The organism is Amycolatopsis ultiminotia (assembly GCF_039536925.1).
Taxonomy (GTDB): domain Bacteria; phylum Actinomycetota; class Actinomycetes; order Mycobacteriales; family Pseudonocardiaceae; genus Amycolatopsis; species Amycolatopsis ultiminotia.
This window is the reverse complement of record NZ_BAAAZN010000001.1, coordinates 476771-489367: the sequence shown is the minus strand read 5'-3', so window position 1 is coordinate 489367 and position 12597 is coordinate 476771. Positions and strand designations below refer to the sequence as shown.

Below are 12597 nucleotides of genomic sequence, written 5' to 3'. Positions count from 1 at the left end.
ATTCGCGAGGAGCGCCTGATGCGGATCGTCACGCTGGAAGAGCACTTTTCCGATCCGGACCTGACCGCGGCGAGCGGTCCGGCACTGGCCGAGCTCGGCCCGGACTTCGTGCGGGCCTACTCGCCGTCGCACACCGCCGGCGCGCCCTCGCCGGAGCGGCTGCAGGACCTCGGTGCGGCCCGGATCGCCGACATGGACCGGCACGGCATCGACACCCAAGTCCTGTCGTGCCTGTGGGGACAGCAGGCACCGGCCGAAGTGGCACCCGCACTGACCGGCAAGGCCAACGACGCCGCCGCCGCGGCCGTGGCCGCGTACCCCGGCCGGTTCGCTGCCTTCGCCGTACTGCCGACAGCAGCCCCGGCGGCCGCGGCACGGGAGCTGCAGCGCTGCGTCTCCGAACTCGGCTTCGTCGGCACCCTGATCACCGGACGCACCGAAGGCGATTTCCTCGACGCACCACGGTTCGCCCCGGTACTTGCCGCGGCGGCCCGGCTGCAGGTGCCGATCTACCTCCACCCGGGCCTGCCGCCGCGCGCGACCACCGACTCGAACTACGGCGGCCTCGACCCGGTCGTCACCGCACGGTTCCAGGCCTCCGCATGGGGCTGGCACGTGGAGACCGCCACGCATTTCGTGCACCTGGTCCTGTCCGGGGTGTTCGACCGGCATCCGGACCTGCAGGTGATTCTCGGTCACTGGGGCGAGATGATCCCGTTCTACCTCGACCGGCTCGACGGCGAACTGCCGCCGCGGGTCACCGGGCTGGAGCGCTCGTTCGCCGAGTACTTCCGGCAGAACGCCCACCTCACCCCCAGCGGGATGTTCAGCCAGGCACAGCTGCGGTTCTGTGTGGAGGCGGTCGGCGCGGACCGGATCCTGCACTCCGTCGACTACCCGTTCCTCGGCAACGAAGGCGCGGTGCCGTTCCTGACCGAGGCCGACCTGAGCACCGAGGACAAACACCGCATCGCGCACGGCAACGCGGAAAAGCTGCTGGGTGTGTGATCCTGCCCCGCACGCGGTCCGCCGGACACATGCTCGGCAGGCGCCCCCGGGTGCGCGATCGCCCGGCACCGGTCCATCAAGCGTGCCCCGGGGTTTGCGATCGCCCGGCACCGGTCCGTCAAGCGTGCCCCCGGGGTTTGCGATCGCCCGGCACCGGTCCATCAAGCGTGCCCCGGGGTTTGCGATCGCCCGGCACCGGTCTGTCAGGCGTGCCCTGGGTGCGCGGTGGCGGCCCGCCGAGCGCGCCTGCCGCCGGAGTGCGCGGTCGACCGGTGTGATTTGCCGACCGTGCGGTCCCGCCGCGGCGCGCGGATCCCGGCCGCCGGTTCAGGATTCGGCCGGGCGCAGGCTCGTCGCGTACCGCCACGCCAGCAGGCAGGCCTGTTCCTCCGGGAGCCGCCGGTGCTGCTCCACGGTTCCGTTGCGCCAGAGGATCACCGCGATCGCGCCCCCGGCCACCGGGGTGAGCCCGACCAGTACCTCGTCCTCGCCGTCCCGGCCGGGGTATTCGGCCAGCTGCCAGCGCCTGCTGGTGGCGTGCACCGCGACCGACCACCCCGGCAGCCGGGCCAGATCGGGCACGCTCCGCGGGACGCCGGTGCCCGCCGGATTCGGCTCCGGAACACTCATACCGGGGTTCCGGTCCGCAGGTGGGCACCCAGCCGGATACGCAGCCCGCGCAGGTCGGCCAGTGCGACCGGCAGGTGGTAGACCGGCCGGTAGCCTGCCGAGCCGTCGATCCGTCCGCACGGACCGGGCACGTACACGAAGTCGTCGTCCGGATCCGCTCTGGCCGGCTCCCACGGCTGCGCATCCCAGGCGCCGGACACCTCGCGGCGGGCGATCCAGTAGCACGGCGTCTTCATCACCTCGGCGATCGAGGCAAGCAGCCCGGACAGCTCGGTGCCGGTGACGCCGAGCCCGCGGCCGGGCCACATCCGGGGCAGCACGCGGGCCGCCGTGTGGTCCTCGATCGAAGGCGCGCAGCCGAAAACCGCCACCCCGGTCTCGATCGAGACCGACCAGCGACGCATCGCCGCCGTCGCCGGAATCACGTACATGAACGCCACTACCCTGATCGACAGCTGAACCCGGGCGGAAGCATAGCTGAACACCACCCGGCCTCAAGGTAGCCGATCGGGGTGCCGCGGTCAGTCCGGCGCTTGGCCGCGGAAGGACCGCAGCCGCAGGCTGTTCGAAACCACCAGCACCGAGGAGAGCGACATCGCCGCGCCCGCGATCAGCGGGTTGAGCAGGCCGAGCGCGGCCAGCGGCAGTGCCGCGACGTTGTATCCGAACGCCCAGGCCAGGTTGCCGCGGAGCACGCCGAGCGTGCGGTTCGCGAGCCGGATCGCGTCCGGCACCACGCTCAGGTCCTCCCGTACCAGCACGACCTCGGCCGAGCGCAGCGCGATGTCGCTGCCGTGCGCCATCGCCATCCCGAGGTCGGCGGCGGCGAGTGCGGGACCGTCGTTGATCCCGTCGCCGACCATCGCGACCCTGGCGCCGCCGGCCCGCAGCCGGTCCACCACCTCGGCCTTCTCCGCGGGCAGCACTTCCGCGAGGACCTCGTCCGTGCCGATCTCCGCGCCGGCCGCTTCGGCTGCGCTGCGGTGATCGCCGGTCAGCAGCACGGTGCGCAGTCCCAGCTCCCGCAGCGCGGTGACCGCCCGCCGGGCCGACGGCTTGACCACGTCGCGCACCACCAGCACACCGGCCGGCACGTCGTCCACCGCGACCACGACCGGGACCGCGCCCTGCGCCTGTGCCGCGGCGACCCGGTCCGCACTCTCCTCCGGCAGGCCGATGCCCCGGTCGGCGAACAACCGCAGGCTGCCGACGAGCACCCGGTGCCCGTCCACCGTCCCCTGCGCGCCGAGCCCCGGCAGCGCCTCGAAGCCGGTCACCTCCGGCAGTCCGGCGACCTCCGCCGTCGCCGCGGTCACCACCGCGGCGGCGATCGCGTGTTCCGACCCCGCTTCGACCGCACCGGCGAACCACAGCAGCTCGCCGGCGGTCCGGCCGGCAACCGGGTGCCCGGCGGTCAGCGTCATCCGCCCGGTCGTGACGGTGCCGGTTTTGTCCAGCACCACGGTGTCCACCCGGCGGCTCGCCTCGAGCGCATCCGGGCCCTTGATCAGGATGCCCAGCTGCGCACCGCGGCCGACCCCCGCGGCCAGCGCGGTCGGGGTGGCCAGGCCGAGCGCGCACGGGCAGGCGATGATCAGCACCGAAATCGCCGCGCCGACCGCGTCCCGCACCGGCTGTCCGGTCCAGCACCAGCAGCCGAAGGTCAGCGCGGCCAGCACGAGCACCGCGGGCACGAACACCGCGCAGATCCGGTCCACCAGCCGTTGCACGGACGCCTTGCGCGCCTGTGCCCGCTCGGCGAGCGCGGTCATCTGCGCGAGCTGGGTGTGCGCGCCCACCGCACTCGCCCGCACGACCAGCCTGCCCTCGCGGTTGACCGCGGCGCCGATCACCCGGTCCCCGGCGGAGCATTCGACGGGCACCGGCTCACCGGTCAGCGCGCTCATGTCCACGGTGGACTGTCCACTTTCGACAATTCCGTCGGCGGCCAGCGCCTCCCCCGGCCGGACCACGAACCGGTCCCCCACGGTCAGCTCGCCGACCGGGACCAGCCGCTCGGCGCCCTCGCGCAGCACGCGGACCTCCTTGACGGCCAATGCGTCCAGCGCCTCCAGCAGCCCGGCCGCACTGCGCCGGGACCGGCTCTCGAAGTACCGCCCGGCGAGCAGGAAGGTGGTCACCCCGGCCGCGACGTCGAGGTAGACCGCGTCCGCGCCGGGGGCGGTGGCGCCGAAACCCACCCAGTACCCGGATTCCGTCCCGCCGGTCAGGGTCGCCCACGCCGACCAGGCGAACGAGGCCAGCACGCCGAGCGAGACGAGGGTGTCCATACTGGACGAACGGTGCCGCAGGTTCCGCAGCGCGGCCCGGTGGAACGGCAGCGCGGCCCAGCACACGACCGGTGCCGCCAGCGCCAGGCACAGCAACTGCCAGCCGGGAAACCGCAGCGACGGCACGAGCGCCAACGTGATCGACACATCTCCGACCGGAACAGCGAGCACCGCAGCCACGATGAGCCGCCGCCGCAGATCGCGTACCCGCACCGTGGTCAGGTCCGGCGAGTCCGCGCCTCGGAGCTGAGCGCGGTAACCGGCCTTGCGGACGCGTTCGAACAGCACGTCGTCGCCGACGTCGCCGGCCGCGTGCACGGTGGCGCGTTCGGTCGCGTAGTTCACCGAGGCGCGGACGCCCTCGATCTTGTTCAGGGCACGTTCGACGCGCGCGGAACAGGCGGCACAGGTCATACCCGTGACGTTCAGCTCGACGGTGCGTACTGCCGGCGCCGCCGAAGTGGTGGTGGTCATGTCCGTTCTCCGTGCGCGGTCGGGGTTTTCGTCATCGCCGGCGCTCCGCGAGCTGGGCCAGCATGGCGTTGTAGGCGTCGAATTCGGCTTCCCCGCTGCGGTCGCTGCGCCTGGCGCGGCGCTCGTCGTCGCGGGACCACTGCACCAGCAGCGCGACCACGATCACCACCAGCGGGATTTCCCCGCTCGCCCAGGCGATCCCGCCGCCGAGCCGTTGATCGGCCAGCAGGTCGCCCGCCCACGGCAGCGCGAGGTAGTGGTAGTAGGTCGCGGCGAGCACGGTCTGTTTGCTCATCACGATCACGCCGAAGAACGCGTGGAACGGCATCACCGCGAACAGCACCCCGAGCCGGGCCAGGTGCGGGATCCGGCGCGGGGTGCGGTCCGTGCCGACCACCACCCAGGCGAAGAGGTAACCGGTGGCCAGGAAGTGCACCCGCATCAGCTCGTGCGACCAGTGGAAGAGCATCGCCTCGCCGAACAGGTCCGAGAAGTACAGCGCGTAGAACGACCCGGCGAACAGGATCGCCGCCACGGCCGGATGCGCGAGGAACCGCGTCACCGGCGCGTGCAGAAGTGCCACGATCCATTCGCGCGCGCCCGGCACCCCGGAGCGTGCGGGCAGCACACGCAGTGCAAGCGTCACCGGCCCGCCGAGGACCAGCAGTACCGGGGCGAACATGTTGAGCGCCATGTGCGTGACCATGTGCAGGCTGAACGTGCCCGGCGAGTACTCGGCGAGCCCGGACGACGTCGCCGCCAGCACGAGCAGCCAGCCCAGCAGCCACGCGATCGCCCGTCCGACGGGCCAGGCGTCCCCGCGACGGCGCAGCCGCCGCACGCCAAGCAGGTAGAGCACGCACGCGAGCACCGCGACCGGCCCGAGCACCAGGTCGGGCCGCCATTCGAAAAGCAGCCGCTGCCACGACGGCGGGGTGTCCAGCCGGTAGCCGAGGATCGTCTCCTGGACGGTCGCCGGATGGTTCGCGAACGACGGCGGCACGAGAACGGTGAGCGCGACCGAACCGCCGGTCGCGAGCATCAGCAGCAGCACCTCGACCACCGCGACCCGCCGCGGCGACGACCCCCGTGCGGCGGCCAGCACCGTACCGGCCGCACCCAGCAGCACCACCTCGACCGCGAGCAGCAGGCCGTAGCGGCTGAGCAGACCGTCCGGTCGGGCGGCGACGAGGCCGCCCACCGCACCGGAGGACAGGACGACCACGAAGCAGATCCAGGAAAGCCGGTGGTACCGGCGCACCACGAGCTCGTCCGGGCGACGGGTGCGGCGGAGGTATCCGAGGAACGCGAGCAGCGCGCCCAGCCAGATACTGGCGGCGGGCACGTGCCAGAAGAGCGCATCGGTGGCGAAGTCGTGTCCGGCGCCGACCGATGCGTGCCCGACCATCGCGGGGGCAAGCAGCCCGAGGACGCCGAGGACGAGCGCGAGCACCACCGTGCGCCAAGCCATCGTCGGCCAGGCCAGTGCAGTCACGATCGCCGCCACGACCACCACGCAGAGCCAGGCCTTGGGCTCCTCGGCCGCGCCGATCGTCGACAGCAACGGCTCCGGCCGCAGCACTGTGCCGAGCGGCAGCCCGGCGGCGACGGCCGCGGAGAACGGGACGGCGGCGATCGCAGCGGCCAGCCAGCAGGCCCCGCACCCGGCCGCGAACCGTGCCGCGGCGAAGGAATCGGCAGACAGCTTCCCGTCCCGCCTGCCTGGTGCGACGAAGGCCGCGAACGCCAGCCCGCCGACACCGCCCGCACCCGCGGCCACCGCGGCGAACCGGACGACCGCGAACCCGAACGTGACCAACGCGCCGGGATCCGCCGTGCCCAGCGGGGTGTAGACGGCACCCGCGGTGGCGACCACCGCCAGCAGCAACGCCAGCCCCGCCACCACCGCGGCCACGACCGCTCCGCGGAGCCTGCTTCCGTTCACCCCACACCGGTCGGCTCGTCCACCGTCCCGGTTCCCGGTCACCCGGGGTGATCCCCGCCACTCCCCGGTCGTGCTGCCGAGCCGTGGTCCACAATGGCCGGTCAGCCCACCGCTTCCAGCGCCGCCGCCGCGGCCGGGGCGCCCCCGGCGGTGCGGAAGGAGTCCGCCACCCGCCGGGCCGCGGTGCGGTACTGCGGATCGTCCAGGACCTGGTCCACCGCGGCACCGATGTGCGACGCGCGGGCGCGGGCGAAGCGCAGCCGGACCCCCGCTCCCGCCGTGACGACCTGCTCGGCGATCACCGGCTGGTCGTCGCGGATCGGGGCAACCACCAGGGGCAGGCCGTGGTAGAGCGCTTCACAGACGGTGTTGTGGCCGCCGTGGCAGACCACCGCCGACGCACGGGCCAGCAGGGCCAGCTGCGGCAGCGAACGCCGGACCAGCGCGCCCGGTGCCTCCAGCGTGCCGGCGGGATCCGCGATCACCGCCTGCACGCGGCCCGCCCGTTCCCGCAGCGCGGTGGCACATTCGGCGAGGAAGCCCGCGCCCGCGTTGACCGTGCCCAGCGTCACCGGCACCAGCGCCCGCGACGGATCCAGTTCCGGCCACGGGAAATCGACCTCGGGACGCGGGCCGAGCGCAGGGCCGACGAAGGTGACCTCCGGATGGTCCGGTCCGGCCAGCTCCGCGGTGCTGAACGCCAGCACCAGCCGCGGTGAGAACCGCGGATCCGGCACCGAGGCACCGAGCCGTTCACCCAGATCCGCGAGCAGGTCCGCCCGCCATCGGACGAGCTTCGGCAGGCCGGCGAGTGGATCGGCCAGCTCCGAGGACGTACTCGCCGAGGTCGCCCACGCCACACCCAGCCGTTCGGCCACGAGAGCACCGGCGAACGCCTGCTGATCGGCCACGACCACATCCGGCCCGAACTCCCGCACGGCCGCGGCCACACCCGGCGCCATCGCCTCCGCGAGCGGCACCAGGACCTGTTCCCACAAGAACTTCAGCGCGGCGAAGCCCTGCAGTCCGTCCGGCCGGGCAGGCACCGGCGGCACCGCGGCGCGCAGCACCGGCTCCCCGGCGAGCGGCTCCACCACCTCCGGCGCACCCGACCAGGCCACCGCGTGCCCGGCGGAGCGCAGTTCGGCGGCGACCGCGACCAGCGGATTCACGTGCCCGGGAAAGGGCGGGACGACGAACAGGAACCTCACGTGCGCACCAGATCGTGCCCGCCCACCCAGTCCAGCAGCATCCCGCGCACCGTGTGATGGGCCTCGACGAGCACCGAATGTCCCTGCCCCGGCAGGATTTCCGTGCGGCAGTCCGGCAACGCCGCACCGACCGCGAGCGGATCGTCCTTCTGGAAGCCTTCACTGCCCACAATGGACAGCACCGGACAGCGGATGGTGGCCAGCCCGGCACGGTCGAGCAGCGGGCCGAGCGGCACCTCGGTGGCCATCGTGGTGGCACCCAGCCGCTTCCCGGCCGCCCTGGCGAGCCGGGCGTGGTGCTTGCCGAACGTCGAGGTGACCCACTCGAAGTACTCCTCGCGCGCCAGCTCCTTCACGGTGTTGGCCAGCGTGCGGCCCATCTTGTCCGCCCACACCTCGGTGGCCGGCTCCGCTTCGATCGAGACGACCGTGGCCACCCGGTCCGGATGCGCCGCGGCGAAGCTGAGCGCGACGGTGCCGCCGAAGCTGTTGCCGACCAGATGCACCGGACGGGACACCTCCAGTCCGTCCAGCAGCGCGCGCAGGTCGGCGACGAAATCGCGGACCCGGTAACCGGTCGCGGGCTGCTCGGTGCGGCCGTGCCCGCGCAGATCGTAGGCGAGCACGTCGATCCCGGCACCGGCGACCGGTGCGGCCAGCGTGAGATAGAAGCTGGCGAGGCTGTCGGTACCCAGCCCGTGCACGAACACCACCAGCGGCGGCTGCCCGGCCGGGTTCTCCGCAGGCATCCACTCGTAGTGCACGCGGATGCCGTTCGCGACGAGCGTGCTCACCGGCAGCTCTCGACGTAGCTCACCAGCTGCCCGACAGTCAGCGCGATCACGTCGTCGAGGTCCTTCTCCGCCAGCCATTCGGCGAGGTTGACCCGCTCGCCGTACTGCTCGCGCAGCCGTCCGGCGAGCGCGACCAGGTCGATGCTCTCCAGCTGCAGGTCCTCGTGGAAGGACGAGTCCGGGGTGATCTCGACGTCGTCGGCCTCGTACTCGCCGAGGATGTCACGCAGGTGCACGCTCACCGCTTCGAACACCGGGCCCTCCGCCGTTGCCTTGCCGGCCGGTTCACTGCTCACGGTTCTCCCTCCAGGTCACCACGTACTGCCGGGGCGGCAGCTCGGGCGGGTTGACGAGCGTCGCCGGGCTGCCCCCGGAGATGCTGATCGACGGATCGGTGCCGGCGATGGCGGCACCCAGCTCGCCGTGGCAGGCCACCGCGACCCGGACATCCGGCAGCGCGAAACCGTAGCAGCCGGTCACCGTGCCGTCCTCGCGGACGAGGATCTCCGCCGGGAAGACCGGGCCCGCGCCGCGGTCCCACAGCCAGCCGCGCACCGCGTCCTTGATCGCGATCCGGCCGAGCACCCAGTGCCGGCGGGCCCGCACCGGCAGCCGCTCGTACTGGTCGCGTTCGGCGGAGCTGAGGTACTTGCGCAGGTACAGATCGCGGGACGCCAGTCCGGGCCACTGTTCGAAGACCGCGTACCAGCCACCGGGCTGCCGCTTCGCGAGCAGGTTGCGTTCCGGCACCCGGTACGCGCGTTCGGTGTCCGGGTCGCTGTCGAAGCGCTGGTCCCGCCAGCCGGTGACCTCCGCCAGCACCCGGCCGTCGAGCACCAGCTGCGCGTCGAAGTCCACCGCGGTGTCCGACACCGTGCGCACACGCACCAGGCAGCGCAGCCGGGTGCCCGGCGCCGGTTCGTCGCCGAAGAACCGGAATTCCCGCATGGCAACGGGAAACACGACCCGGCGCCGCTGCTGGGTCTCCACGATCCACAAGCCGAACAGCTGGCCGATGTTGTCCAGCAGCGCGCCGGGCGCGGCCGGCGCGGTGATGGTGCCGAGCACATGCCGTTCGCCGACCGCGGTCAGTTCGGTGAGGCCTTGGAACCGCGGCCCGTGGAACATCCAGCGCTCACCGTAGAAGCGCTCCGCGGTGAGCGTCGGTGTACGGCCGGGCGGCACCGCCCACGGCGCCGGTGGCGACGGGTACCGCTCCGCCAGCTCGACGCGAGCACCGGCGTAGTCGCCGAGCGCGATGTCGAGCTGCCGGCGCCCGGCTGGGCGCACGGCCAGGTCGACGTCGGTGGCCGGAGCCGCGACGAGCCAGCGGTGCAGCCGGACGTCGCGGACCGCGATCGCACGTGCGCCCGGGGCGGCTTTCTCCGCGGCGTCGGTCAGGTGCCGGACGACCGTCGTCGCAGGCACGACCGGCCTGCGGTCGGTGTCGTCGGGCCAGCCTTCCCGCTGCGGGGCGAAAGCGTGGTCCAGCAGGTACGGCATGGTCTCCAGGGACACCCGCAACCGCTCCGGGCGAGTCGCCGCGAGCACCGCGGACGCGGCGTCGGCGGTCTCCCGCAACAGGTCGTTCAGCTCGGCGGCCAGCGGATGCTGCCCGGCCGCCCCGGCCAGCGGATCCGGCGCCGCTACCGGCGGGTGTTCCGCTGCACCGCGGCGCGGCGGCAGCAGACCGGCCGCGGCCGGTCCGAGGCTCACCAGCCCGGCGGACAGGTCGACCGGCACGCCACCGGGCCGTCGCGTGAGTGCGGCGAAGTCCGGATCGCCGCCCTCGGCCCACACCGCGGTCGCGACCCGCCGCAGCTGGTCGAGGCCGCCGCGGTGGACCGAGCTGGCCGCGACGGTGAGGTGGTCCTGCCGATCCAGGATGCTGTCCACGAGCGAGCCGAGCTGCCCGTGCCCGGCCTGCACGAACACCCGCACCCCATCCGCGTACAGGGCACGGATCAGCGCGGTGAACCGCACCGGTTCCAGCAGATGCCGCAAGTACACGTCGCGTACCGCGGCCTCGTCCGGCGGGAACGGCGCGGCGAGCGTTGCCGACCACAGCGGCACGGCGGGCTCGTGCACGGTCAGCGTCTCGGCGAAGGCGCGGAACGGGGCAAGGTAGGGCTCGAGCATCGGCGTGTGGAACCCGGACCGGAACGGCAGCACCTGGCACAGCACGCCCTGCGCGCGGAACTCCCGGACGAACTCGGCGACCGGCTCGGCCGGACCGCACACGATGGTCTGCATCGGCGAGTTCTCGTGCGACACCACCAGTTCCGGCGGCAACGCGGCCCGCACCCGGTCGGCCGCACAGCCGAGCACCGCGAACTCCACCCCGGGTACCTGCAGCGAGGCCGGGTCGAACCGGTCGAGCAGACCGTCCACTTCGGACGGTGCGTGCACACCGGCGGACACCATCGCGGCCCACTCCCCCGCACTGTGCCCGGCGACCGCGTCCGGCAGCACACGCAGCCGCCGCAACGCGGTATCCAGCAGCCGGTCCACTTGCAGTACCGCCAGTCCGTGCCTGCCGACCCCGTTCGTGGACACCACCGGCTTGGCCAGTCCGAAGTGGTCGGCGACGTCGTCCACCCTCGGCGTGAAATCGGCCTCCAGCCCCGGGAAGACGAACGCCACCTTCGCGCCCGGATCGGCCAGCAGCGGCTCCGGGCTGAACCACAGGTCCTGGCGCCCCCGCCACGGCCGGCCCTTGGCCACGGCTTTCCGGGCCAGCGCAAGACGTTTCGCGGTCGGTGCGACCAGTCCGAGGCGGGCCCGGCCGCGGCCGGGCCCGGCCGCGCGCAGGTCGCTGTCCGCGGCGTCGAGCAGCGCGGCCAGCTCGTCGGTGGTGTCCGCGGCGAACCGCAGCACCCGGTCGGGCTCGGTCACCACCGGCGGCGCGACGGGCGCGGCACCGGGTACCTGCTCCAGCACGACGTGGGCGTTGATCCCGCCGAAGCCGAACGCGTTCACCCCGGCCCGGCGCGCACCGGTCCATTCGCGGGCCTCCCGCAGCGGGGCGAACCGGGTGCCCGCGAGCGCGGGGTGCGGATCGTCGCAGTGCAGGGTCGGCAGCAGCACGCCGTGGTGCACCGCGAGGGCGGCCTTCACCAGTGCGGCGACCCCGGCGGCGGGCATGGTGTGCCCGATCATCGACTTGACCGACCCGAGCACCGCACCGTCCCCGTCGCCGAAAACCCGGCGCAGCGTGGTGAGTTCGGCCGCGTCACCGGCCGGGGTCGCGGTGCCGTGCGCTTCCAGCAGGCCGATCGAGTCCGCCGCGGACGGGTCGAGACCGGCCGCGCGCCAGGCCGTTTCGACCGCGCGGACCTGTCCTGCCGGTTCGGGGCTGACCAGGCTCGCGCCCTTGCCGTCGCCGGCGACCCCGCAACCGCGCACGACCGCGTAGATCCGGTCACCGTCGCGGTGCGCGTCGGCCAGCCGCTTGAGTACCACGACGCCGGTGCCCTCGCCGATCAGGATGCCGTCCGCACCGCGGTCGAACGGCCGGATCTGCTTGCTCGGCGAAAGCGCGCGCAGCCGCTCGAACACGCTCCAGAGCGTGACATCGTGACAGTGGTGCACACCGCCGGCGAGGACGGTGTCGCACCGGCCGCTGCTCAGCTCGTGCACCGCCTGGTCGACGGCGACCAGCGACGAGGCGCAGGCGGCGTCCACGGTGTAGGCCGGTCCACCCAGATCAAGGCGGTTGGCGATGCGGGAGGCCGCGAGGTTGGGCACCAGTCCGATGGCCGCGTCCGCCTGGTCCGGGCCGAGCGCGTCGGTGAATGCGGAATGCACTGCGGACAGCTGGTCCTCGGCGAGATCGGGCACCAGTTCGGCGAGCGTGTGCACGAGCTGCCGGGCGGTCCGCACCCGCTGGTCGAGGCGGGCGATACCGGGGGTGAGGTAGCCGCCGCGACCGAGGATCACCCCGGCCCGCGACCGGTCGCCGAGCCGCCGCTCACCGCCCGCGTCGTCCACCGCCGCGGCCGCCACCTGCAGGGCGATCAGCTGGTCCGGTTCGGTCCCGGCGACCGAGTTCGGCATGATGCCGAACCGCGCCGCCTCGACGTCCGCGTCCACGAACCCGCCGCGGCCGCCGGGCAGGCCGCGCCCGGCGGGCACGTCGGTCACCGCGTCGACCCCGGTGACGAGGTTGTGCCAGTAGCCCGCGAGGTCGGGCGCGCCGGGCAGGCGCACCGCCATGCCGACGATCGCGACCGGGGTCATCGGGG

At 73.4% G+C, this 12597-nt stretch carries 9 protein-coding genes; 1 reads left to right on the top strand and 8 read right to left on the bottom strand.

Going from position 1 to position 12597, the window contains the following annotated elements:
• Positions 1–18 precede the first annotated feature (18 nt).
• Positions 19–1008, top strand: coding sequence for an amidohydrolase family protein (locus tag ABD793_RS02220; RefSeq protein ID WP_344854684.1), 990 nt, complete (start codon positions 19–21; stop codon positions 1006–1008).
• A gap of 327 nt (positions 1009–1335) precedes the next feature.
• On the opposite strand, the gene ABD793_RS02215 is transcribed toward ABD793_RS02220, so the two are convergent.
• The 8 genes from ABD793_RS02215 to ABD793_RS02180 form a co-directional block, all read right to left on the bottom strand.
• Positions 1336–1638: a hypothetical protein gene (locus tag ABD793_RS02215; RefSeq protein ID WP_344854682.1), complete on the bottom strand. Its 303-nt coding sequence runs from the start codon at positions 1636–1638 to the stop codon at positions 1336–1338.
• On the bottom strand, positions 1635–2069 hold the full coding sequence (locus tag ABD793_RS02210) for a hypothetical protein (RefSeq protein ID WP_344854680.1): 435 nt from the start codon (positions 2067–2069) through the stop codon (positions 1635–1637). Before ABD793_RS02210 ends, ABD793_RS02215 begins: the two co-directional genes overlap by 4 nt.
• Positions 2070–2159: 90 nt before the next feature.
• Positions 2160–4403: a heavy metal translocating P-type ATPase gene (locus ABD793_RS02205; protein ID WP_344854678.1), complete on the bottom strand. Its 2244-nt coding sequence runs from the start codon at positions 4401–4403 to the stop codon at positions 2160–2162.
• 31 nt (positions 4404–4434) lie between these two features.
• Positions 4435–6318, bottom strand: a complete 1884-nt coding sequence (locus ABD793_RS02200) for a cytochrome c oxidase assembly protein (RefSeq protein WP_344854676.1) — start codon at positions 6316–6318, stop codon at positions 4435–4437.
• A 131-nt stretch (positions 6319–6449) separates the two neighbouring features.
• Positions 6450–7559 carry a glycosyltransferase gene (locus ABD793_RS02195; RefSeq protein WP_344854674.1) on the bottom strand — a complete coding sequence of 370 codons (1110 nt, stop codon included), beginning with the start codon at positions 7557–7559 and terminating at the stop codon, positions 6450–6452.
• Complete coding sequence (locus tag ABD793_RS02190) at positions 7556–8353, bottom strand: alpha/beta fold hydrolase (RefSeq protein WP_344854673.1); 798 nt, start codon at positions 8351–8353, stop codon at positions 7556–7558. Before ABD793_RS02190 ends, ABD793_RS02195 begins: the two co-directional genes overlap by 4 nt.
• Positions 8350–8649 (bottom strand): phosphopantetheine-binding protein, encoded by a 300-nt coding sequence (locus ABD793_RS02185; protein ID WP_344854671.1) that lies wholly within the window; start codon positions 8647–8649, stop codon positions 8350–8352. The genes ABD793_RS02190 and ABD793_RS02185 overlap by 4 nt, the downstream gene beginning before the upstream one ends.
• On the bottom strand, positions 8639–12592 hold the full coding sequence (locus ABD793_RS02180) for a beta-ketoacyl synthase N-terminal-like domain-containing protein (protein ID WP_344854669.1): 3954 nt from the start codon (positions 12590–12592) through the stop codon (positions 8639–8641). Before ABD793_RS02180 ends, ABD793_RS02185 begins: the two co-directional genes overlap by 11 nt.
• Between the last annotated feature and the right edge of the window lie 5 nt (positions 12593–12597).

Bases quoted from the DNA above. Each gene is read 5' to 3' on its own strand.
- ABD793_RS02220 (WP_344854684.1), top strand. From the start codon at position 19: ATGCGGATCGTCACGCTGGAAGAGCACTTTTCCGATCCGGACCTGACC.
- ABD793_RS02215 (WP_344854682.1), bottom strand. From the start codon at position 1,638: ATGAGTGTTCCGGAGCCGAATCCGGCGGGCACCGGCGTCCCGCGGAGC.
- ABD793_RS02210 (WP_344854680.1), bottom strand. From the start codon at position 2,069: ATGTACGTGATTCCGGCGACGGCGGCGATGCGTCGCTGGTCGGTCTCG.
- ABD793_RS02205 (WP_344854678.1), bottom strand. From the start codon at position 4,403: ATGACCACCACCACTTCGGCGGCGCCGGCAGTACGCACCGTCGAGCTG.
- ABD793_RS02180 (WP_344854669.1), bottom strand. From the start codon at position 12,592: ATGACCCCGGTCGCGATCGTCGGCATGGCGGTGCGCCTGCCCGGCGCG.